The sequence below is a fragment of the Sorangium sp. So ce394 genome (assembly GCF_051474665.1).
In the GTDB taxonomy this organism is placed as follows: Bacteria; Myxococcota_A; Polyangia; order Polyangiales; family Polyangiaceae; genus Sorangium; species Sorangium cellulosum_D.
In genome coordinates this window covers 3,934,498-3,957,537 of the sequence record NZ_CP150339.1, presented here as the reverse complement: position 1 = coordinate 3,957,537, position 23,040 = coordinate 3,934,498, and the positions used below count along the sequence as shown (strand labels likewise).

At 70.5% G+C, this 23,040-nt stretch carries 17 protein-coding genes and 1 tRNA gene; 14 read left to right on the top strand and 4 right to left on the bottom strand.

All coding sequences use genetic code 11. The features are described from left to right. Nucleotides 1–115 precede the first annotated feature (115 nt). Nucleotides 116–2,197: a S9 family peptidase gene (locus WMF33_RS14755; protein WP_437337727.1), complete on the top strand. Its 2,082-nt coding sequence runs from the start codon at nt 116–118 to the stop codon at nt 2,195–2,197. 125 nt (nt 2,198–2,322) lie between these two features. Here WMF33_RS14755 and WMF33_RS14750 read toward each other — a convergent pair whose 3' ends face one another. After that, on the bottom strand, nt 2,323–3,042 hold the full coding sequence (locus WMF33_RS14750) for a hypothetical protein (RefSeq protein ID WP_437337726.1): 720 nt from the start codon (nt 3,040–3,042) through the stop codon (nt 2,323–2,325). A 228-nt stretch (nt 3,043–3,270) separates the two neighbouring features. Here WMF33_RS14750 and WMF33_RS14745 point away from each other — a divergent pair. Both WMF33_RS14745 and WMF33_RS14740 read left to right on the top strand, forming a co-directional pair. After that, a tRNA-Arg gene (locus WMF33_RS14745) sits at nt 3,271–3,405 on the top strand. A 132-nt stretch (nt 3,406–3,537) separates the two neighbouring features. Further along, complete coding sequence (locus WMF33_RS14740; RefSeq protein WP_437337725.1) at nt 3,538–5,133, top strand: TROVE domain-containing protein; 1,596 nt, start codon at nt 3,538–3,540, stop codon at nt 5,131–5,133. A gap of 69 nt (nt 5,134–5,202) precedes the next feature. Here WMF33_RS14740 and WMF33_RS14735 read toward each other — a convergent pair whose 3' ends face one another. Continuing rightward, nucleotides 5,203–6,444 carry a hypothetical protein gene (locus WMF33_RS14735; protein WP_437337724.1) on the bottom strand — a complete coding sequence of 414 codons (1,242 nt, stop codon included), beginning with the start codon at nt 6,442–6,444 and terminating at the stop codon, nt 5,203–5,205. A 146-nt stretch (nt 6,445–6,590) separates the two neighbouring features. After that, nucleotides 6,591–7,838: an aspartate kinase gene (locus WMF33_RS14730; RefSeq protein WP_020734993.1), complete on the bottom strand. Its 1,248-nt coding sequence runs from the start codon at nt 7,836–7,838 to the stop codon at nt 6,591–6,593. A 381-nt stretch (nt 7,839–8,219) separates the two neighbouring features. Between WMF33_RS14730 and WMF33_RS14725 the strand changes: the two genes are divergently transcribed. From WMF33_RS14725 to WMF33_RS14675, 11 genes are all read left to right on the top strand, one after another. Next, nucleotides 8,220–9,404 carry an ATP-binding cassette domain-containing protein gene (locus tag WMF33_RS14725; protein ID WP_437337723.1) on the top strand — a complete coding sequence of 395 codons (1,185 nt, stop codon included), beginning with the start codon at nt 8,220–8,222 and terminating at the stop codon, nt 9,402–9,404. 5 nt (nt 9,405–9,409) lie between these two features. Then, nucleotides 9,410–10,144 (top strand): ABC transporter permease, encoded by a 735-nt coding sequence (locus WMF33_RS14720; RefSeq protein WP_437337722.1) that lies wholly within the window; start codon nt 9,410–9,412, stop codon nt 10,142–10,144. A gap of 8 nt (nt 10,145–10,152) precedes the next feature. After that, nucleotides 10,153–11,994: a GldG family protein gene (locus tag WMF33_RS14715; RefSeq protein WP_061625095.1), complete on the top strand. Its 1,842-nt coding sequence runs from the start codon at nt 10,153–10,155 to the stop codon at nt 11,992–11,994. 27 nt (nt 11,995–12,021) lie between these two features. After that, nucleotides 12,022–13,110 (top strand): DUF4340 domain-containing protein, encoded by a 1,089-nt coding sequence (locus tag WMF33_RS14710; protein ID WP_437337721.1) that lies wholly within the window; start codon nt 12,022–12,024, stop codon nt 13,108–13,110. Between the two features lie 378 nt (nt 13,111–13,488). Beyond that, complete coding sequence (locus WMF33_RS14705; RefSeq protein WP_437337720.1) at nt 13,489–15,258, top strand: fatty acyl-AMP ligase; 1,770 nt, start codon at nt 13,489–13,491, stop codon at nt 15,256–15,258. Further along, on the top strand, nt 15,245–16,129 hold the full coding sequence (locus WMF33_RS14700) for a class I SAM-dependent methyltransferase (RefSeq protein WP_061625092.1): 885 nt from the start codon (nt 15,245–15,247) through the stop codon (nt 16,127–16,129). The genes WMF33_RS14705 and WMF33_RS14700 overlap by 14 nt, the downstream gene beginning before the upstream one ends. Before the next feature lie 3 nt (nt 16,130–16,132). After that, on the top strand, nt 16,133–16,384 hold the full coding sequence (locus WMF33_RS14695; protein WP_437337719.1) for an acyl carrier protein: 252 nt from the start codon (nt 16,133–16,135) through the stop codon (nt 16,382–16,384). Then, on the top strand, nt 16,381–17,259 hold the full coding sequence (locus tag WMF33_RS14690) for an acyl-ACP desaturase (RefSeq protein ID WP_061625091.1): 879 nt from the start codon (nt 16,381–16,383) through the stop codon (nt 17,257–17,259). Before WMF33_RS14695 ends, WMF33_RS14690 begins: the two co-directional genes overlap by 4 nt. Before the next feature lie 59 nt (nt 17,260–17,318). Continuing rightward, the gene (locus WMF33_RS14685) at nt 17,319–18,638 is read left to right on the top strand and encodes a beta-ketoacyl-[acyl-carrier-protein] synthase family protein (protein ID WP_437337718.1); all 1,320 of its coding nucleotides are present in this window, start codon (nt 17,319–17,321) and stop codon (nt 18,636–18,638) included. A gap of 73 nt (nt 18,639–18,711) precedes the next feature. Further along, nucleotides 18,712–20,880, top strand: a complete 2,169-nt coding sequence (locus WMF33_RS14680; RefSeq protein ID WP_437337717.1) for a thioredoxin domain-containing protein — start codon at nt 18,712–18,714, stop codon at nt 20,878–20,880. Further along, on the top strand, nt 20,877–21,077 hold the full coding sequence (locus tag WMF33_RS14675; protein ID WP_437337716.1) for a hypothetical protein: 201 nt from the start codon (nt 20,877–20,879) through the stop codon (nt 21,075–21,077). The genes WMF33_RS14680 and WMF33_RS14675 overlap by 4 nt, the downstream gene beginning before the upstream one ends. Before the next feature lie 81 nt (nt 21,078–21,158). Here the strand turns inward: WMF33_RS14675 and WMF33_RS14670 are convergent, their stop codons facing one another. Beyond that, nucleotides 21,159–22,907 (bottom strand): OmpA family protein, encoded by a 1,749-nt coding sequence (locus WMF33_RS14670; protein WP_437337715.1) that lies wholly within the window; start codon nt 22,905–22,907, stop codon nt 21,159–21,161. Between the last annotated feature and the right edge of the window lie 133 nt (nt 22,908–23,040).

The window sequence follows — 23,040 nt, the reverse complement described above, 5'->3', positions numbered from 1 at the left end:
GGTCGCCGCCGCGGCATCGGGCGTCGCCGGGGCGCCGCCGCTCCGGCGATCCGGGCCGGTCGCGCCGCGGCCTTTGACCTTGCCGGGGCGCCGCCGCTCCGGCGAAATGCGCGGCATGTCGTCCCGCTCGACGCGGCGCCCGCGCCACGACGGCGCGCTGCGCTCCTTGGTCGGCCTGTTGGCCCTCTCCGCGGCGTGCGCGCCCGCCCCGACGGCGCCTGCGCCGGCCGCGCCCCGGCCGGCCGCGCCCGCGCCGCCTTCGCCGTCGGCCCCCGCCGAGGCGCCGCGGCCTGCGCCCGAGCGGCCGGGCTACGAGGGCCACGGCGCGGCGAGCGTCTCTCCTGAGATCCTGGCGCGTTACGCCCCGCCTCCGCTCCCGGACGACGTGTCGCGCCGGATCCAGGCGCTGCTCGACGTGCGCGCGCCCGGGGGCGGCGTCCTCGGCCCGGACGGCAAGGCGCTCTACTTCACCTGGACGATCACGGGGACGAGGCAGGTCTTCCGGCTCGATGGGCCGCAGCGCTTCCCGCTGCAGCTGACGGGCGGCGAGGATCCGACGGTGGTGGTGGACGTCACCCCGGACGGCGCGCACCTCGTCCTCTCGCGCGATCGCAAGGGCGAGGAGAACCCCGGGCTCTATCTCCAGGACGCGAAGGGTGGGCCGCTCCTCGCCATCCAGCACAAGCCCGGCGTGCAGACGCAGCTGCAGCTCGTCTCCGACGACGGCCGAACCGTCTACCACCGGGCCAACGACATCAAGAAGGACGCGTATGCCATCTACCGGTATGACATCGCGTCGAAGCAGCGCGAGCTCGTGTTCGATCGCGAGGGCATCTGGCGCGCCGTGGACGCCGCGGCGGGAGGCCGCCTGCTGCTCGCCAAGGACGTCGGCTCCAACATGAGCGAGCTCTACGAGTGGGCGCCGGGCGCCGCAAAGGCCGATCCGGCGGGCGGGACGCTGACTCCCCTCTTCGGGCAGGGCGAGCGCGAGGACTACAGGGCCATGTACGGCGCGGCGCCCGGCGAGGTCCTCGTCCTCACGCCGCGCCTCGGGGAGCACCGCCGGCTCTACAGCTGGAAGGCGGGGAAGCTCACGCCGATCACGCCGGAGATCCCGTTCGACGTCAGCGCCTTCTCCATCGATCGGGCGCGGAAGCGGGTGCTCTACACGGTGAACGAGCGGGGCTACACGCGGCTCCGCGCGCTCGACGCGAGGTCGTACCGCGAGGTCAAGCTGCCCGCGCTGCCGGCGGCGGATCACGTGGTGCCGGTCGCGACGACGCCGGACGGCCGGTTCACGACGCTGCTCCTGGAGACCTCGAGGGCGCCGGCGGCGAGCTACGTCCTCGACTGGACGACCGGCAAGCTGACGCAGTGGCACACCCCGAGCATGCCGGAGATGCCGCCGGACGCGTTCGCGGCGGTCACGCTGGAGTCCTATCCGGCGCGCGACGGGGCGCAGATCCCGATGTTCGTGCGGCGCCCTGCCCGGTGCGAGCGGCCGTGTCCGGTGATCGTCCATTTCCATGGCGGCCCGGAGAGCCAGACCAGGGCGGGGTTCAACGCGCGGGCGCAGATCTTCGTGGACGCGGGGTTCGTGTTCGTCGAGCCGAACGTCCGGGGGAGCGACGGTTACGGCAAGACGTGGCTGCACGCGGACGACGGCGCGAAGCGGCTCGACGTGATCGCGGACATCGAGGACGCCGCGAAGTTCGTCAGGGCGAGCTTCGGTCACGAGGGCCGGCCGCCGAGGGTCGGCGTCTTCGGCGGCAGCTACGGCGGCTATGCCGCGCTGATCGGCATGACGATGTTCGCCGGCGCTTACGACGCGGGCGCGGCCGTCGTCGGCATGAGCAACCTGGTGACGTTCCTCCAGAACACCGCGCCTTACCGGCGCATCCTCCGGATCTCCGAGTACGGGGATCCCGAGAAGGACCGGGAGGCGCTCCTCAAGCTGTCGCCGATCACGTACCTCGATCGGGTGAAGGCGCCTCTGCTGATCATGCAGGGGGTGACCGATCCGCGCGTGCCTGCGGGCGAGTCGGTGCAGATCCAGCAGGCGCTGGAGGCGAAGAAGATCCCGTCGGAGCTCATCCTGTTCGCCGACGAGGGGCACGGGGTGCAGAAGCGGGACAACCAGGTGCTCCAGTACGGGCACCTGGTGCGGTTCTTCCGGACGCACCTCGGGGCGCGGTAGGCCCGTCTTCCTGGCGGCTCGACACCGGCGCTCGCCGCGCCGCGCGGCGAGCGCGCTCGCCTCGGCCCCACGGCGCCGGGGCCTGCGGGTCGGATGCGGTCAGGCCCTGGAGAGGACAGGAGGCTTCATGCGGCGCGGGTGGCCGGACGCTGCTCCGGGCTCACCGGCTCGCCGGGGGCGCGGCCTGCGCCGGCGAGATCGTCGAAGACCTGCGGCATCAGGGACACCTTGCCGTGGAGCCGGAGCACGCACTCCACGAGGAGCTTCGCCGCACCGTAGACGGTGAGCCACTCGGCGCGCGCGGCCTTCGCCTCGGGGGTGATCGTGCGGCGGGCGAGCCGGGCCTTGCGCACGCTCCGGAGGAACGGCTCGAGGGCATCCCGGGAGCGCTCCAGCTCGGCCACCCACGCCTCGCGCTCGGGCAGCGGACGCGTGTGCTGCTCGAGCACCTCCGCCGCGTGCGCCAGCGCCTCGGCGAGCTTCGCGGGGCGGCCGCGGAGCGCCGTGGCGAGGCTCTGGCCCTGAAGGAGGTCGCGGGCGAGCGCGACCCCGCCCGGCCGAGACGCGGCGCGCTCGACGAGACGGCGCAGCAGGTCGCGGCCCCTCGCGACCGCGTCGGCCTCGCGTCTCCTCGCGGCGCTGGACGCCGGGGCCGCCGCCGCGGCCGTGGTCGCCTCGGCCATCGCCTTGCGCGAGGCCTCGGTCGCGGCGTCGAGCCGCGCCGCCACGGCGCGCAGGGCCTGCTGGAAGCCCGCATCGACCGGCACGACGAGCTTCCGGATCTGCGACGCGGTGAAGCGGCCGTATCCCTCGATATCGCGTTGGTAGATGTAGGAGTCGGACATGGGGGCAGCTCCACGGCGCAACGGGCGGGCCCAGCCAGAGCTCTCTACCTGAGCCGCGCGAGGGGCGGGAGGGGGTTTCGTGGGCTTCACCCCTCTATCCCAGCATCTACGATTTTATCCCCTGGGATAGACCCCCCTCGTGCCCGGCGCGCGTTCCACGCGGCGACCCCGGGAAAATCCCGCCCGAGCCCGCCTGGCATCCTCCCTGCAATAACCCCCAGCGTCCACGCCAGAGTAGCTCAGCGGTAGAGCGCGAAAAACAACTCCGGACGGTGTTCTCCGGCGCGATGAGCGGCGGCAGTGAGCTCCGGGGTTACTTCCCTCCTAAGGACGCGGTCGCGGGTTCGAATCCCGCCTCTGGCACAAGGGCGCAGCGCGGCAGTGAGCGTCACGGTTCCTTCGTTTTGACACGACAACCCCGTGACCACCCTTCTCCGCGCTGCGCCCGCTCTCTCGACCCCTCGCCGCGCGTGCGTCGAGGAAGGAGGTGTCCCCATGGCGTTCTTTCAGCATCTCAAGCGCAAGGCTCAGCGCGACGGCGTCTCGCACCTGAACTGGATGGGCGGGCGCTCCTACGACATCGCCGATCCGCTGAAGCGCCTCCGCCTCGCGGCCTCCTCGTGCTTCTTCGGCGAGCCCATGTACTACCACCGCGATCCGGCGGACCCGCGCCCGGCGAAGACCAAGAAGAGGGCCGCCGACCGCGCGCGCCTCTCCGACGCGGACGTGAAGCGCCTGCGCGAGACGCTCGGCGCCGTGGATCCGGCCGAGTGGCGCGCGCTCTCGCCCGCGGCGCTGATCGAGAAGGCCATCGACGAGGCGCTCGCGGCCGACCCGGAGGCGACGCTCGCCGAGGCGGCGCGGCTGCGCGAGGAGGAGCACCTCCGCACGACGCCGCAGGTCATCCTGGTGCGGGCGGCGAACGCCGCCGCGGTGCGCGGGACCGGCCTCGTGCGCCGCTTCGCGCCGCGCATCCTGAAGCGCGCGGACGAGCCGGCGGTCGCCCTCGCGTACCAGCTCTACCGCTTCGGCAAGCCGGTGCCGAACGCGCTGAAGCGCGCGCTGCGCGACGCCCTCCAGCGCTTCGACGATCACGCCCTCGCGAAGTACCGGCTCGAGGGCAAGGGGAGCAAGACCGTGGACGTCGTGAACCTCGTGCACCCGAAGAGCCCGAGCGTCGACCGCCTCGCGAAGGGCGCGCTCCGCGCGACCGGCCGCACCTGGGAGGCGATCGTCTCGGCCCGCGGCTCGAACCGGTGCGCGTGGCGCAAGGCGCTGCCGGCCATGGGCCACATGGCCCTCTTGCGCAACCTGCGCAACCTCGTCGAGGCGGGCGTGCCGGCCGAGGCGTTCCTGCCGAAGCTCGTGGCGACCGCCGCGGAGGGCAAGCAGCTGCCCTTCCGGTACTACAGCGCCTACCAGGCGGTGAAGGGCTGCGCGCCGGGCGCCGTGCTCGACGCGGTGGAGCAGTGCCTGCACCGCGCGCTCGGCGAGGCGCCGCGCTTTCCCGGCCGGGTGATGGTGCTCTGCGACAACAGCGGCTCCGCGCAGGGCACGACCACGAGCAGCCTCGGCACCATGCGGGTCTCCACGATCGCGAACCTCACGGGGGTCGTGGCCGGGATGCGCGCGGACGACGGGCACCTCGGCGTGTTCGGCGACCGCCTCGAGAGCTTCGCGGTGCGCAAGCAGGAGAGCGTGTTCTCGCAGCTCGACCGCGCGGAGCAGCTCGCCCGCACGATCGGCATGGCGACCGAGAACGGCGTGTGGCTGTTCTGGGATCGCGCGATCCGCGAGCGGCAGCGCTGGGACGCGGTGTTCGTGCTGAGCGACATGCAGGCCGGCCACGGCGGCCTCTACGGGTCGCGCCCGAAGGACTACGCGGACTTCGCCTGGAACGGGCACTACATCGACGTGGCCAAGCTCGTCGCGGCGTACCGCGCGGCCGTGCACCGCGACGTGCGCGTGTTCCTGGTGCAGGTCGCCGGCTACCAGGACACCCTGGTGCCCGAGTTCTACGATCGCACGTACATCCTCGGCGGCTGGGGCGAGGGGCTCCTGCGCTTCGCCGCCGCGATGGCGCAGGCGTAGCGGCGCGCGCCGGACGAGGCGCCCCCGCGCGTCGCCGCGGCGATGCGCGGGGGCAGCGCCGTCATGGCGTCACTCCGAGCCCGGCTGCGGCTCCGAGGAGCAGCTCGTCCTCGCGCCGCACATGCCGCTGGCCGGGAGGAAATCGGCGCACGGGTCGACGACCTGCAACGTCCAGAGACACCCGTCCAGCGAGCTGAATCCATCGATCTGCTGCCAGGTCGTCGCCGCGTCCGCGAACACCGGCCCCTTGTGGCACGCGTCGTCCAGGGGCGCGTACCCGCGGTAGTAGATGTCGTTGCCGATCTGGAGCTTCGCGACGCCCTCCCCAGGATCGGTGTCCGCGACGATGTTGCCGTAATTCACCACGGTCCCCTGCGACCAGGGCACCGCCGCCACATCGCGGAGCCGGACCTTCACCCCACCCCACCGGTCGTGAAAGCTCGCGTCCGCGGCCGAGCTCAGCGACGCGACCTCCTCCGCCGTCAGCGCGTGCGGCTCGGGCAAGGGCGCCCGCGCGTCCCCGACCTTCTCCATTGTGGTGAGATAGGCGAGCTGGCGCTGCCGGGTCTTGCTCTCGACGTACGGCAGGGGATCAGCGCTGCAGTCCTCCCAGCACTGGTGCTCGTCGGCCTCGCACGCCGTCTCGTCGTCGTGACATGCGCGCTCCTGCTCATCGCACTGGAGATCGCCGCACGTGTCCGCGCCGCAGAAGTCCAGCAGGAAATAGGCCGTCTCTCCGATCACGTTCAGGACGTCTCCCGGCATGACGTCATCCGGGATCTCCCCCCCGGCGGGCTCCTCGCCGAGCTTGGCGCAATACAGCTTCCCGCCGGACCCCGTGGTGGCGTCGTTCCCCCGATCCACCGCGAGGATTCCGGAGTAGGGCGCGGTCTCGGTCAGCCCCGGCGCGGAGAGATAGACGCCGTAGGTACAGCGGCCCGCGCTGCTCTGGGACACGAGGAACTTCGGGCTCATCGCCACGACGCCCCTCAGCTCCACGATCCCCGACGCGACCGTGCCCATGGTGACGTCCTGGATCGTCACCACCTGAGCCGGCGGCGGATCCTCCGTCCCTCCCCCGCCCCCACCGGCGCTCCCCGTCGTGGCCGCCCCCGCCTCGCCCCCGCTGCCGCCCTCTCCCGCGCTCGTCCCTGCCCCGCTGCCGCCGGTGCCGGTCGTCCCTCCGGGCCCCCCTGGCCCCGCCGGCGCACCGACGCTGTTCCCCTCGGGCTGACACCCGCCGGCGCCCACGAAGAGCGCCACGGCGCAGAGCGCGCCTAGCCCCAGCAGCCCAACATCCCTGCTACGCATGCGAACCTCCACGACGACAAAAACAACGCCGTGCGCCCCTCGCGGAGCGATCGCGACGCCATAACGCAACGCGCCGCGAGCAGCCGCACCGACCATGTCGGTGAGCCGCTCACAGCGAGCGCATTACGACCGTAGCACAGGTTTCGTTACGCCTTTGCGCCGAGCCCGAAGCCGTCGTGCAGCGCGCGGACGGCGAGCTCAGCGTATTTCGTCGAGACGAGGCACGAGATCTTGATCTCGCTCGTGGAGATCGCCTGGATGTTGATCCCCTCGGCCGCGAGCAGCTGGAACATCCGCGCCGCCACGCCGGCGTGCGTGCGCATCCCGAGGCCGACGATCGACACCTTCACGATGTCCTCCTCGTAGCGGATGCCCACCGCGCCGACGCCGCCGGCGATCTTCTCCATCACCTGCTTGGCCCGCGGGAGATCGGCCTTGCCGACCGTGAAGGTCACGTCGGCCTTCACCTCGCCGGCCGCGCCGCGCGCCTCCAGCCCGTAGCTCGGCGCGTTCTGGATGATCATGTCGACGCTGATGTTCTCCTCGGCCAGCGCGCCGAAGATCTGCGCCACGACGCCCGGCTTGTCGTCAACGCCGACCAGCATCACCCGCGCCTCGTTGCGGTCGAGGGCCACGCCCGTCACCGTCACGCTCTCGAGCGACTGCTCCTCGCCGACGACCCACGTGCCCGGCACGTCCGAGAACGACGACCGCACGTGCACCGGGACACCATACTTCATCGCAACCTCCACGCTCCGTATCTGAAGGACCTTCGCGCCCAGCGAGGCGAGCTCCAGCATCTCTTCGTAGCTGATCCGCTCGATCTTCCGCGCCGTCTTGCAGATGTTCGGGTCCGTCGTGTAAACGCCGTCGACGTCCGTGTAGATCTCGCACTCGGCGCCCACCGCCGCCGCGATCGCCACCGCGCTCGTGTCGCTGCCGCCGCGCCCGAGCGTCGTGATGTTGCCCGCGTCGTCCACGCCCTGGAAGCCGGCGACCACCGCGATCTTCCCCCCCGCCAGCGCCTCGTGCAGCCGCTGGGCGTCGATCGCCTTGATCCGCGCCTTCGTGTACGCGCTGTCCGTCAGGATCTTCAGCTGGTGGCCGAGGAAGCTCCGCGCCTTGCCGCCCTGCGCCTGGATCGCGATCGCCATCAGCGCCGCAGAGACCTGCTCGCCGGTCGCCGCGAGCGCGTCCATCTCCCGCGCGTCGGGGACAGGCGCGATGTCCGACGCCAGCTTGAGCAGCCGGTTCGTCTCGCCGGCCATCGCGCTCACGATGACCACGACGTCATGGCCGGCCTGCTGTGTGGCGAGCGCCCGGGCGGCCGCCCGCTGGATGCGCTCGATGGACCCGACGGACGTGCCGCCGAACTTCTGGACGATGAGGCTCACGCGAGGTGTGGCCAACTAGTCCAACATGGACGCCCGGGTCAAGAGGAAATTTGACAAGGCCGTGAAGCAACCGAACACGGCACGACCGGGACATGCCGAAGAAGCGCCGCCGTCCCGCCCACCCACGCCAACCGTGGATACCCCGGACAACCACGCCCGGCGCGGGCCCGCCCGACGGGAATAAACCCCCGGCTCAGCCGCTTCGGGTCGGCGCTGTTGACACAGATCCCCCCGCCGCTACGATGGCGCCCCCTTCGCCTGGGTAATGGGCGATCCAGGGGCCCCGACGGCGAGGTCGCCGGTGAGGGGCGGGGGATCGCCAGAGGCGAACCGCGGAGCAAGGCGCTCCGCTTCTCAAGGAACCATCGTAAGGAGGTCATTTTGGCTAGCGATGTGATGATCGAGGCGAGCTCGCTGACCAAGCGCTATGGGTCGCTGCGCGCGCTCGACAAGGTGAGCTTCGAGGTCCATCGCGGCGAGGTCGTCGGCTTCCTCGGACCAAACGGGGCCGGCAAGTCGACGACGATGCGCATCCTCACCTGCTTCATCTCGGCGTCGGCCGGGACGGCGCGGGTCCACGGATACGACGTCTTCGACGAGCCGCTCGATGTCCGGCGCAAGCTCGGGTACCTGCCCCAGCGCGCCCCGCTCTACGGCGAGATGAACGTCTGGGAGTACCTGTCGTTCGTCGCGGACATGCGCGGGCTCGACCAGTCGGTCTTCAAGAAGCGGATGAAGGGGATCGTCGAGGTGTGCGGCCTCGCCCAGGTGCTCGGCAAGGACATCGGCACCCTCTCCCACGGCTATCGCCAGCGCGTCGGCCTCGGCCAGGCGCTCGTCCACGACCCGCCGATCCTCATCCTCGACGAGCCGACGAGCGACCTCGACCCGAACGAGAAGGCGGAGGTCATCCGCTACATCAAGGAGATCGGCAAAGAGCGGACGATCCTCCTGTCCACCCACAACCTCTCCGAGGTCGAGGCCGCCTGTGCCCGCGCCATCATCGTCTCCAAGGGGCGCGTCGTCGCCGACGGCCCCCTCGACGACATCCGCGCGAAGAGCGGCAAGGTCCGCTACGTCGTCACCGTCCACGAGAAGAAGGTCTTCGAGGGCGGCGACGGCTACCGGTCGGGCGCGCGCAAGCCCCCGACCGCGCAGGAGGTCCAGGAGGCGCTCGCCGGGCTGCCCGGCGTCACCAGCGTCACCGAGCTGCCGACCGACGACAGCGCCCACAGCTTCCAGCTCCTCGGCGCGCTCGGCGGCGACATCCGGCCCGAGCTCTTCCAGCTCATCGTGCAGAAGGGCTGGCTCCTGCTCGAGATGCGCCGCGACTCGCAGAGCCTCGAGGACGTGTTCAAGGCGCTCACGCGCGGCGACGAGCGCAAGGACCGCGGCCGCCGGCTGATCACCGACGACCTCGACGACGAGGACGAGGCGAGCGCCGCGGACGACGAGGACGAGGACGACGAGGACGAAGACGAGGAGAGCGCCGGCGACGAGGCGAAGAGCGCCGGCGACGAGGACGAAGGCGCGGACGACGAAGCGCCGGCGAAGAAAAAGGGCTGAACGGTATGAGCACCACCCTGACCATCGCGAAGCGGGAGTTCCGCTCCAACTTCGATTCCCCCCTGGCCTATGTCGTGATCTGCTTCGGGCTGATCGCGCTCGGCGTCACCTTCTTCTTCATGAACGGCGGCTTCTGGCAGGCGGACCGCGCCTCGCTCGTGCAGCTGTTCTCGTGGGCGCCGATCGGGCTCTCCTTCCTCATCATCCCCGTCATCACGATGCGGCTCCTCGCCGAGGAGAAGCGGAGCGGCACGCTCGAGATGCTGATCACCCTGCCCGTGCAGGACCACGAGGTCGTCCTCGGCAAGTTCCTCGGGGCGTGGGGGCTCGTCCTCGTGCTGGTCTTCTCGACCATCCTCTACCCGATCCTGATGTTCACGTGGCCCTGGCACCTCGGCGCGCTCGACAGCGGGCCGGTGATCGCGGGCTACATCGGGCTCGTGCTGTACAGCGCGGCGGCGGTCTCGATCGGCCTCCTCATCTCGTCGCTGACCGAGAGCCAGGTGATCGCCTTCTTCATCACCTTCCTGCTGCTCGGGTTCCTGCACGGCGTGGACAACCTCGCCGACTACGCCCCGTCGGCCATCCGCGACGTCCTCTCCTTCATCAGCTTCGACACCCGCCTCACGCCGTTCGCGCGCGGCATGGTGTCCACTCGAGACATCGTCTTCTTCCTCTCGGTCACCGCGGGCTGCCTCATGGCCGCGTTCAGGGCGCTTGAGCGCAGGAAGTGGGCGTAAGGATTACCATGGAACGCAAAGCCAAAGCCGCGACGCAAACAGGCGTCTATCTGGCCATCGTGGCCGCCATCCTCGTGGTGGCCAACGTCATCTCGCACGGCGTTTACAAGCGCTTCGACATGACGAAGACCGAGAGGTTCACCCTCTCGAAGGGCTCGGCCCACCTCGTCCGCGAGGGGCTCAAGCAGGATCTCCAGATCGACGTCTACGTCACCCGGGGGCTCCCGAAGCACGAGGCGTTCATCCAGGACCTCACCGACCTGATGAACGAGTACGAGCAGGCCTCGAACGGCAAGCTCCACTACGCGATCATCGAGCCGAAGACGGACGAGCAGCGCGCCGCCGCCAAGGAGGCGGGCCTGCAGGAGGCCGCGTTCGGCGAGGGGAGCGAGACCGGCCAGGACCAGGCGACGATCACCCGCGGGTTCATGGGCATCGCCTTCAAGTACGGCAGCGAGAAGGAGGCGATCCCGATGCTCTCGCCCGATCAGGGGCAGGGCCTCGAGTTCTGGATCACGAACACCATCCGGGAGATCCGCGACAAGGCGGACGGCATCGACACGAAGATCGGCGTCGTGACCGGCAAGGACGAGATCAAGCTCACCGACCCGAACCTCGTCGCCTCGCAGGGCGGCCGGGGCGGCCCGTCGATGCGGGCGCTGCTCGAGCACCACTTCCCGTTCTACAAGTTCGAGGACGTCGACCTGAAGGGCGGCGACGCCGAGATCAACAAGGAGCTCTCCGGCCTCGTCATCACGCAGCCGGGCAAGGAGTTCACCGAGAAGGAGCTGCGCCGCATCGACCAGTTCCTGATGCTCGGCGACAAGTCGCTCGCCGTGTTCGCCGGCGCGGTGAACCTCAAGGCGTCCGACCCGTCGATGAAGGCGACGCTCAACACCTGGGGCCTCGAGAAGCTGCTCGACGGCTACGGCGTCGAGATGAAGAAGGAGGCGATCCTCGACTGGAGCCGCTCGATGGCCATCCCGGTCCAGTCGCAGTCGGGCCAGCTCATGTGGTTCCGCGCGCCGGGCATCCTCCAGCTCCAGGAGGACAGCCGCTTCGACGAGAACGAGCAGATCCTCGACTCGTCGTTCCCCGGCTTCTTCCGCCTCCCCGAGCTCGCCTTCCCCTTCCCGTCGACCCTCGTGCCGCACCCGGAGAAGCAGCCCGAGGCGACGATGAAGGTCGTCGCGCGCTCCACCCCGAAGACCACGGCCGACACGTCCGAGACCATCGACATGAAGTTCTCGGCCGACTGGAAGCCGAAGGGCGAGTACGCGCAGCGCGCGATCGGCGTGACGGTCGAGGGCAAGCTCAAGAGCGCCTTCGGCGGCCAGGAGGGGCTCGGGATCACCGCGCCCGCGGAGAGCGCGGCCCCGAGCCGGATCCTCGTGCTCTCGGCGTCGCAGTTCCTCGCGAACCCGTTCGCCCGCGCCGGCAACCCGCCCCCCATGCCGCCGCAGATGGCGATGATGGGCGGGATGGGCGGCGACGAGGACCTCCTGATGCTCTCGCAGCCCTACGCGCAGAAGTACCTGACCGCCACCATCCTGGCGTTCAAGAACACCCTCGACTGGATGGCGGGCGACAGCACGCTGCTCGCGGCGACCGCGAAGATGTTCGGCGAGACCAACCTGACCTACGCGGACATCGAGAAGCCGAAGCAGGAGGCCACGGACGACGAGGCCGCGCTGGCCAAGAAGGCCGAGGAGTACCGGGCGGAGCGCAAGACCGTGCAGCAGCGCGTGCAGTGGACGCTCACGCTCCTGCCGGCGGTCCTCTTCGCTGCGTTCGGCATCGTCCGGTGGCGGCGGCGCGAGAGCGCGCGCGAGAACATCACGCTCGACTGAGCCAGAGCCCCATGGGGTGAAAGAGCCATGAAGACCGAGCACAAAATCTACATCGCCCTCGTCGTCCTCGCGCTCCTCGGCGTCGGCGTGTTCCTCACGCAGAAGCGGCAGAAGGACCAGCTCGCCGCCCACTCGGCGACCGCCGCGACGGCGGACCTGCCGAGCGTCGGGGTCTCGAAGGACGACGTCGAAAAGATCACGAAGATCTCGATCAAGAACGCCGACAAGTCCGACGTGACGCTCGAGAAGAAGGGCGACACGTGGGAGGTCACGAAGCCCGTGAACGCCAAGGCGAACACGGCGAACGTGCGGAGCCTGCTCGACAACCTGAAGGAGCTCAAGCTGAAGGAGGTGATCGACAGGACGAGCGGCACCTACGGCCAGTACGAGCTCACCGACGACAAGGCCGTCCACGTGGTCGCGTACAAGGGCGACGAGAAGGCGCTCGACATGTACTTCGGCAAGAGCGGGTCGCGCGGGCAGATGTCGCGCGTCGAAGGCAAGGACGGCGTCTACGTCGCGGGCGGCTACTCGAGCTACCTCTACACGCGGGAGCCGAAGAACTGGCGCGAGAACTCGATCCTCAAGTTCGAGGACGAGAACGTGGTCCAGGTCTCGGTCGAGAACAAGAACGGCCTGTTCAGCTTCTCGAAGAACGGCGACAAGTGGGCCGGCACGTTCGCGCCCCGCGACAAGGGGGGCAAGATCGGCGCGGCCTCCGCGAAGTGGGAGAAGTTCGACGAGGCGAAGGTGAAGGACCTGCTCCGGGCCTTCAAGGGCCTCGGCGCGGAGGACTTCGGCGACGGCAAGTCGGACGCCGACACCGGGCTCGACGCGGCGACCACGAACGGCGGCATCGTCACGATCAAGCTCAAGGACAACGCGGGCGACCACACCATCAAGGTGGGCAAGACCGCGAAGGGGCAGAGCCGCTACGCCGTCAAGGAAGGCGGCGACGGCACGATCTACGTGCTGTCGTCGTGGTCGGCCGACTGGGCCCTTGCGGACCAGAAGCGGTTCGAGAAGAGCGAGAAGAAGGACGAGAAGCCCGCGAACCCCCATGAAGACGAGGCCGCGGGCCACATGGGCATGCCGGGCATGGACGACGGCGAGTAGCCGGCGACATCGCGCGGGAGATCGGGAGGCGCCGGGCGACCGGCGCCTCTTCGCTTTTTGTGCGCCGAGGCGGGCGGCCGCCCGCGCCGCGCGAAACCCGGTTCGCACACCGGGGCCGATGTGACGAATATTCGACGCACTCTGCGCACGGATTTTCGTCACCCGGGACGCCACGATCAGACGGATTCATGAGCTCGCATCGCGAAATCAGGCCCAAACCAGGATTCCATTGTTTTCTGTTTGCCCTGGCCCGGATTTCGCTTATGGCTGCGCTCACTCAAGCCCCGGGTGTCCTTGTCGGACGGACACCTACGTCCGACCCGTCTGAGTCAGCACAGAGCCATGCGAACGTTCGTCGAAGTTCTCCAGCAAAATTCGGTGCACGCCGACCGAGCGATCACGTTCATGCGCAGCTCGGGGGAGGAGCGGTCGGTCAGCTACGCCGAGCTCTGGCTCGAGGCGCGGCGCAGGGCCCACGCGCTGCGCAAGCTCGGGCTCAAGAAGGGCGACCGCGTCGCCCTGATCCTGGCCGAGGCCGACGAGTTCGTCCTGACCTTCGTGGGCGCGCTCACGGCCGGCATCGTCGCGGTCCCGATGTATCCGCCGCAGTCGCTGGCGAAGCTCGAGGCGTACAGCGAGACGGTGCAGCACATCCTCGCCGCCTCCGGCGCGCGCGTGCTCGTCACGAACGAGCCGCTCAAGGAGATGATCGACGCCCACCTCGCCGCGAGCGGCGACGGCCCGGCGGCCCTGCGCGTCGTCCTGGAGCGCGAGCTGCGCGAGCCCGAGGGGTTCGACGCGTCGGACGCGGCGGAGCCGTGGCGGGTGTCCCTCGACGACCTCGCGTTCCTGCAGTTCACGTCGGGGAGCACCTCGCGGCCCAAGGGCGTGATGGTGACCCACCGCAACCTGACGGTGAACAGCCACGCGATCATGTTCGACGGGCTGCGCTCCACCCCGGAAGATCGCGGGGTCAGCTGGCTGCCGCTCTACCACGACATGGGGCTCATCGGCTTCGTCATCGCGCCGCTCTACGCGCTCGTGCCGGTGCTGTTCCTGCCGACGACGGCGTTCATCCGCCGCCCCTCCCTCTGGCTCGACGCGATCCACAGGTTCCGCGGCACGATCACGTTCGCCCCGAACTTCGCCTTCGCCCTGGCGACGCGCGCCGTCACCGAGGCGCAGGCGGGCCAGTGGGATCTCTCCTGCCTGCGCGCGCTCGGGTGCGGGGCCGAGCCGATCCAGGCCGACGTGCTCCGCGCGTTCCTCGATCGCTTCGGCAAGCAGGGGCTCCGCCCGGAGAGCATCCTGCCGTCGTACGGCATGGCCGAGGCCACGCTGGCGATCACCTTCAGCGACCTCGCGGCCCGGCTCACCACCGACCGGGTGGACGCGAAGGCGATGCAGTCCGGCAAGGCGCGGCCCGCGAACGGCGGCGCGTCGCTGGAGCTCGTCTCCTGCGGCCGCCCCCTCCCCTGCCACGAGCTCATCATCGCGGGGCCCGACGGCGCGCCGCTCGGCGAGCGCGAGGTGGGCGAGATCTGGGTGCGCGGCCCGAGCGTCGCCGCCGGGTACTTCAACGAGCCGGAGGCGACCAAGGCCGCGTTCGGAGGGGGCTGGCTGCGGACAGGCGATCTCGGCTATACCGTCGCCGGCGAGGTGTACCTCTGCGGCCGCTCGAAGGATCTCATCATCCTCGGCGGCAAGAACTATTTCCCCCAGGACATCGAGCGCGTCGCCTCCTCCGTGGAGGGGGTGCGCGAGGGCCACTGCGTCGCGTTCTCGTGCCTCACCGCGTCGGGAGCCGAGCGGGCGGTCGTCGTCGCCGAGGTCAAGCGCGGCGTGGCCGGCGTGGCGCAGGCGATCCTCCAGGCGGTGCGCGCTCAGCTCGGCGTCCAGCTGTCCGAGGTCGCGCTCATCAAGCGGGGGACGCTGGCCAAGACGTCGAGCGGCAAGGTGCGGCGCCGCGAGATGAAGCGGCGCTTCGAGGCCGGCGAGCTCGAGGTCGCCTCGGACGTTGACGAGGGCGTCACGCCCTCCCCCCAAGCCGACGCGGTCCGCGCGAGCGGAGCGGCGGCGCGAACCGAAGGGGGCCGCGCGGGCGGCGCCCCGGCACGTGTCGAAGGAGTCATCGATGGGATCCAGTAAGGCCGAGGTCGAGGTCAGCTACGACGTCTCGAACGAGTTCTTCAGGCTGTGGCTCGACGAGCGCATGAACTACACCTGCGCCGTCTACGAGTCCCCCGAGCAGTCGCTCGAGGCCGCGCAGCTGAACAAGCTCCGGATCCTGTCGGACTTCGCCAAGGTGGGGCCCGAGAAGAAGGTCCTCGACATCGGCTGCGGGTGGGGCGCGGCCCTCGAGTACGTGGCCTCGACGCGCGGCGTGAAGCGCGCGGTCGGCGTGACCCTGTCCACCGCGCAGGCCGCGGAGGTGAACGCCCGCAAGATCCCCGGCGTCGAGGTGATCGGCGGCGATTTCCGGACCTTCGCGACGCCCGAGCGGTTCGACAGCCTGATCTCGATCTGCATGATCGACCACCTGTGCTCGCCGGAGGAGGCGCGCCAGGGCAAGGCGATCGACATCTACCGGGCGTACTTCAAGAAGGCCTGGGAGCTCACGAACAAGGGCGCCTGGTTCGGCCTCCAGACGATCCTCCGCAACCGGACGCCGCGGATGACGCCCTGGGGCGGGCTCCCGGCCGGCACGAGGCAGGAGCTGGAGGACATCTACTTCGTCACCAAGGAGATCTTCCCCGGCGGCTTGAACCCGCGGCTCGAGGACATCATCCAGGCGGCGAACCCCTACTGGGAGGTGATGCAGGTGAACACGCGGCGCGAGCACTACCAGCGCACCACCGCGGAGTGGCTCCGCCGGCTCAGGCTGAACGAGAAGACCATCCGGTCGACGTGGGGGGACAAGGTCTTCGACGACTACGATCGTTACCTGTCGACGTGCGTGAACGCGTTCGACAAGCACTACAGCTCCCTCGCTCAATACGAGCTTCGCAGGATCGACTGAACCATGACGGACAAGACCAATCTGCTCGAGATGTTCAAGACGGTTGCCGCCCGCGTGGACAAGCGCGAGTTCCCCAACGTCACCGCGGCGTCGGTGATCACGGAGCTCGGCATCGACTCGCTCTCGATGATGCAGATCGTCGGAGAGATGGAGACCGAGCTCGGGATCATGATTCCGGACGAGGATCTGGTCGAGCTCATCACCGTGGGCGACCTCTGCACGAAGGTGGGGGAGCGGCTGGAGGCGCGCGCATGAGCCGGCTCGAGGAGAAGATCTTCCGGGAGTACATGACGTTCTTCGAGAAGGCGGAGCGCGAGCGCCGCTGGAACATCTTCGAGGACATCCCCTGGGACCGCGTGAACAAGGAGGCGAGCGAGGAGCTCGCGCTCTGCGCGGAGACGTTCTGCTCGGTCGAGATGTACCTGCCCGACTACGTGTCGAACGGCATCAACCTCGTGCGCAGCTACTTCGGCCAGGCGTGGTTCCAGGCGAACTGGGCCTACGAGGAGTCGAAGCACTCGCTCACGCTGATGCAGTACCTCCTCCGGTCCGGCAAGCGCACCGAGGAGCAGCTCACCGATCTGCAGCACCAGATCTTCGCGAAGAAGTGGGACCTCCCGTTCCACACGCCGCGGCAGATGACGTTCTACGGCTGCGTGCAGGAGATGGCGACGTTCGTCATCTACGTGAAGCACCGGGAGCGGGCGGCGGCGGAGGGCGACGAGTGCCTGCGGGCGATCTACGACTACATCGCCCGCGACGAGATCGCCCACTGCCGCTTCTACCAGAGCGTCATCAAGGTGCTGCTCGAGGAGGACCGGCAGGGCACGCTCGCCGACATGGCGCACGTGTTCGCGAACTTCGAGATGCCGGGCGTCGGGATCGTCCCCGATTACGACTCGCGCATCCTGAAGATGCGCGAGGCGGGCGTCGATCGGAACGTGTTCATCCAGAAGGTCTACATGCCGATCCTCAAGTACCTCGGGGTGGGCCGGCACGAGATGCTCGCGGCCCAGCGCGCCGCGCTCGATCTGCGCCGCGGCGGAGAGCGCCGCCGCGACACGTCGATCGAGGCCCTCGCGATCGCCCCCAACCTGAACGACGCCGCCCCGCAGGCGCTGTCCGCCTGAGCGCGTCCGCCCCTCCCTGAACCCCTTCCCCCTCCCCTGAAACGAGCACGAGCAGTCCCATGCGAAGGCGCGTCGTCGTGACCGGGATCGGCGCCGTCTGCCCGCTGGGCAACGACGTCGCGACCACCTGGCAGAACCTCCTCGCTGGCCGATCCGGCGTCGACTACATCCGCGATTTCCCCGTCGACAAGCTCCGCAGCGACATCGCCGCCAGCGTGAAGGGGTTCGACGTCGGGAAGTACCTGTCGCCCAAGGAGGCGGACATCTACGGCCGGGTGACCCACCTGAGCCTCGCGGCCGCGGTGGAGGCGCTGCGCGAGGCGGGCATCGCGCCGCTCCAGCGCGCCCCCGCCGCGGACGACGAGGCGGCGGAGGGCGCGGCGGGCGCGGCGCCGACGGGCTCCGCGGCGCCGGGCGACGGCGGCCTCGACAGGACCCGCGTCGGGTGCCTGATGTCGACCGGGATGGGCTCCGTCGAGATCTTCGAGGAGCAGATCGCGAGGAGCGCGGCGCGCGGCCCGAGGGCCGTGTCGCCTTACTTCATCCCGGGCGTCATGCCGAACGGCGCGGCGGCGCTCATCGCCATGCGCTACGGGCTCATGGGGCCGTCGTACAACCTCGCGAGCGCGTGCGCGACGGGCACGCACTCGATCGCGACCTCGGCCCTGCTGATCGAGGCGGGGGAGGCCGACGTGATGGTCGCGGGGGGCGCCGAGGCCGCGACGCGGCTCAACACCGTCGCGGGGTTCGGCAACGCGAAGGCGCTCGCCAAGGCGATCGACGGCGACCCGACGCGCGCGAGCCGCCCGTTCGACCGGCGGCGCCAGGGCTTCGTGATGGGCGAGGGCGCTGGGGCGCTCGTGCTCGAGGAGGAGCAGCACGCGCGGGCGCGCGGCGCGAGGCCGCTCGCCGTCGTGGTCGGCTTCGGGATGACCACGGACGCCGAGCACCTCACGCGGCCGCACTCGGAGGGGCTCGGGCTCGCGCTCTCGCTGGAGCGAGCCCTCGCCAGGGCGGGCGTCGCGCCGCAGGCGATCGGGTACATCAACCCGCACGCGACCTCGACGCCGCAAGGCGACGCCGCCGAGGTGCTCGCCCTGCGGCGCGTCTTCGGCGAGCGCCTCCCGCGCATCCCGATCTCGGCGACAAAGTCGATGATCGGGCACCTGCTCGGCGGCGCCGGCGCCGTGGAGACGATCGCGGTCGTGTGCTCGCTGCGCGATCAGCTGCTGCACCCGTCGATCAACGTGGATGAGCTCGATCCGGGGTGCTCCCTCGACATCGTGCGCGAGCGCCGCTCGGTCGACCTGCGTCACGCGGTGAAGTGCTCGGCGGGCTTCGGCGGGCACAACTGCGCGCTCGTGCTGGAGCGGGCGTAGCCCGGCGCGGCCTCGCCCGCCGCCGCCCGCCGCCCGGCTGGCGGTCCCCTTCGCCCGGCGCTAGGTGGGCCTCATGGCATCCCTCACGAACCGGCTCGCGAGCGAGCCCTCGCCGTACCTCCTGCAGCACGCGCACAACCCGGTCGCGTGGTACCCGTGGGGCGCCGAGGCGCTCGAGCTCGCGCGGCGCGAGGACAAGCCGATCCTACTGTCCATCGGCTACGCCGCCTGTCACTGGTGCCACGTGATGGAGCGCGAGTCGTTCGAGGACGAGGCGATCGCCCGGCGCATGAACGAGCTCTTCGTGAACATCAAGGTCGACCGGGAAGAGCGGCCCGACCTCGATCACATCTACCAGCTCGTCGTGCAGCTCATGGGCCGGAGCGGCGGCTGGCCGCTGACCGTGTTCCTCACCCCCGACCAGCGGCCCTTCTTCGCGGGCACGTACTTCCCGCCGAGGGACAAGCACGGCATGCCCGGCTTCCCGAAGGTCCTCGACGCCGTCGCCGACGCCTACAGGAACCGGCGCGGCGACGTCGAGCTCCAGGCAAAGGAGATCACCGAGGCGATCGAGCGCGTGCAGCGAGCGCCGGCGAGCGCCGCAGCGGCCGCGAGCGCCGCGGAGGCGGCGAGCGCCGTCGAGCTCGCCTCGTCCGACCTGCTCCGGCGCGCGTCGCGGCAGCTGCTCGCGCGGTTCGACAACCGCCACGGCGGCATCGGCACACGGCCGAAGTTCCCGAACACGATGTCGCTCGACGTGCTGCTCCGCCGCGGCGTGCTGGAGGGCGATCGCGTCGCGGCGGAGAGCGTCGAGCTCGCGCTGGACCGGATGCGCGACGGCGGCATCTGGGACCACCTGCGCGGCGGCTTCCACCGCTACTCGACGGACGAGCGCTGGCTCGTGCCCCACTTCGAGAAGATGCTCTACGACAACGCGCTCCTCCTGCGCCTGTACGCCGACGGCTTCCGCGCGTTCAAGAAGCCGATCTACGCGGAGACGGCGCGCGAGATCGTGGGCTACCTGTTCGCCGAGATGCGCGACCCGGGGGGCGGGTTCTACGCGTCGCAGGACGCCGACTCCGAGGGGAGCGAGGGCAAGTTCTTCGTGTGGACGCTCGACCAGCTGCGCGCGGCCGTCGGCGACGATCCGCTCGCGTACGACGTGGCCCGCTTGGTCTTCGGCGTCACCGAGGAGGGCAACTTCGAAGACACCGGCGCGACGGTGCTCTCGCAGCACCGCACGCTGGAGCAGGCCGCGGCGATCCTCGACGCGGGCGCCGGCGGGGGCTCCGCGGCGCACCTCGATCGGTGCCGCGAGGCGCTCGCGCGCGCCAGGGCCAAGATGCTCGCCGCGCGCGAGGCGAGGCCCCGGCCGGCGCGCGACGACAAGGTGCTCGCGAGCTGGAACGGGCTGCTCATCGGGGCGCTCGCCGACGCGGGCCGCGCCCTGGATGAGCCCGTCTGGGTCGAGGCCGCCGCGCGCGCCTTCGCGGCGCTCGAGCAGAAGCTCGTGCGCGGCGGCCGCGTCGGCCGCTATCTCAAGGACGGCGCGCCCGCGGGCGCGAAGGCAGCGGGCGGCGACGGCGCGGCCGACGTGCGGCCGGGCTTCCTGGACGACCAGGCGTACCTCGGGAACGCGGCCCTCGATCTCTACGAGGCCACCTCCGACCCGCGCTACGTCGGCGTCGCGCGCGCGATCGCCGACGCGATGATCGCGCACCACTGGGACGACGCCGCGCGCGGGTTCTTCTTCACGCCGGACGACGGCGACGCGCTCATCGCGCGCACGCAGGACATCTACGACCAGGCCGCGCCGTCGGCCACCTCGATGGCGGCGCTGCTCTGCCTGCGCCTCGCCGAGATCGCCGACGAGCGCTACCTCCCGCCGGCAGAGCGGCAGCTCGAGGCCCTCGCCCCGGCCGCCATCGAGAACCCCTTCGGGCTCAGCCAGACCGTGTGCGCGCTCGATCGCCTCGCGCGCGGCAGCGTGACGGTCGTCGTGGTCGGCGGGGCGGGCTCGGCCGCGGCGGGCGAGCTCGCGCGCGAGGCGTTCACGGCTTACCTGCCGAACCGGGCGGTCGTGCTCGTGGATCCGGCGCGCCCGGAGACCGCAGCGGCGGCGCAGGTCGTCGCCGAGGGCAAGCCGGCGCGCCCGGGCGCGGCCGTCGCCTACGTCTGCCGCGGGCGGACGTGCTCGGCGCCGGTGACGACGCCGGCCGAGCTCAAGGCGCTGCTGGGGTGACGCGACACGCGCTGAGCTCGCACGGCCCGCGCGCCGGGACGCTCGTGCAGGAGCATCCGGACACCGGGCCGGGCGCGTGGGTCTGCGCGCAGCCGCGCCCGACGCCCTCGGCGCGGGCCTCGGCCTTCGAGCAGACCTCCACGTCGAGCTTCGCGTCGGCGTCGAAGTCGGTGACGAAGGTGCAGCTGCAGCGATAGGGCGTGCCCTGCTCCGGGCCGCACGCGGACGCGAGGACTGCACACAGCAGGACGCCCGCGCGCGCCGCCCGGATCTCGGACCTAGGGCGTGACCGTGCCGCCACTGTTGCCGCCGCCGGAAGCCTTGTTGCCGCCGGTGTTGCTCTCCCGGATGTGGAACTCGACGCGCCGGTTCTTCTGGCGACCGGCCTCGGTGTCGTTGGTCTCGATCGGCCGCCGCGGCCCGAAGCCCGCCGCCGTGAGCCGCGCCGGGTCGATGCCGCCGCGCTCGATCAGGTAGGTCCTCACCGAGTGCGCGCGGTCGTTCGAGAGCCGCTCGTTGAGCTGATCCGACCCGCGGTTGTCCGTGTGGCCCTCGATCGCGACGAGCGTGATCTCGGGGTTCACCTTGAGCAGCCGGACGACCTCGTCGAGGATGCCGTAGCTGTTCGGCAGGATCCGCGCGCTGCCGGTCGCGAACTGCACCTGCTTCAGGATCTGGATCTCGCTCGAGCCCGTGATGCGGCGGATGAACTGCGGGCAGCCGTTCTTCGCCGGCTCCGGGCTCGGCTCGCCCGGCTCCTTGGGGCAGGCGTCCTTCGCGTCCGGGATCTTGTCCTCGTCGGCGTCGTCCTCCGGGCAGCCGTCGGCGTCGTTGATCTTGTCGAAATCCTCGGCCTCGTCCGGGCACTTGTCGCTGACGTCGGGGATGCCGTCGCCGTCGCGATCGGGCAGCGCCGGGCAGCCGTCGCTGGGGTTCGGCGGCTTGTTGTCCTCGGGATCGGTCGGGCAGAGGTCGATGTCGTCCGGGTAGCCGTCCTTGTCCGTGTCCGCGGCGCGCGGCGGCGGCGCCTGGAAGCGCCTGCCGGGCGACATGGGCTCGACGTCCGAGATGCCGAACGCGTAGCCGATGACCCCGGTCACCCGGAAATCCGGCGCGTAGCCGCCGGTGAGCCGCGTTCCGCCGCCGACTCCGAGCCACGCCTTCTTCCGCTGGTCGAGGGCGAGCCGCCCCTCGGCCATCCACTCGAGCGGGGTGTTGTCCCCGTCGAACGTCGTGCCCCGGCCGAGCCCGGTCGATCCGAAGAGCTGCGCGCCGAGCCGCAACGTCCCGTTCCGCAGCGGGACGAAGCCGCCGATGCCCCACCGCCACTCGTGCGACACGTCGAAGTCGTTGAGCGAGGCGTACGGCCGGAAGTGCACCCCGGTGTTCAGCACGAAGAACATGCTCTTGAGGTCGATCTCGCCCGAGAGCCCGATCTGCGCGCTCGTGCTCTTGTCGCCGGCGAACGAGAACCTGTGGCCCGTCGGCACCCACGCCGCCGCGTTGACGCCGAGCTTGAAGAAGCGATCGTCGGACCGGTACAGGATCGCCCGCGCGTCGAGCCGCAGGTCCATGATCGCGGCGGCCGACGGGCTCGCCGCGTCCTGCGCGCCGGCGATGGTCGAGTCGTTCGTCTGGTTGCTCGTCTGGAAGGCGATGAACGGCAGCCCCACCTGGACGCTGAAGCGGTCGAGGAACTCGACGCCCCCGTTGAGGTACCCGATGAGCTGCGAGGACACCGGCGCGCCGTAGTCCCTGCTGAACCGCTCCGCGGCGTGCTCGTCGTCCAGCATGTTCTCGACCCGGAAGGGATTGAGGCCGAAGCCGAGCCCGAACTGACCGAAGAAGCGCGTGTCCGGCGCCACCTGCGGCCGCCAGAGCGCGATCGAATCCTCGGGAGCGCCGGCCATGTAGAGCCGGTCCAGGTAGAACGTCCTGGTCTGCGCGCTCGCAGGGAGCGCGCTCAGGAACAGGGCTCCCGCCGCAGCAGCGCCCAGCGCGCGTCGCCCGACGCCCCGCGCAGTCACGTGCTGCTTCTCCCCCACATGTCCACCGGTGCGCGTCAAATTCCCTCCTGTGACCCCTTGAGAACGGCCGTCGCGGTCGATCGGAGGCTACACGCTAACCCAGGTACCTAGAAAGGTGAGAGAGAACGGCGAA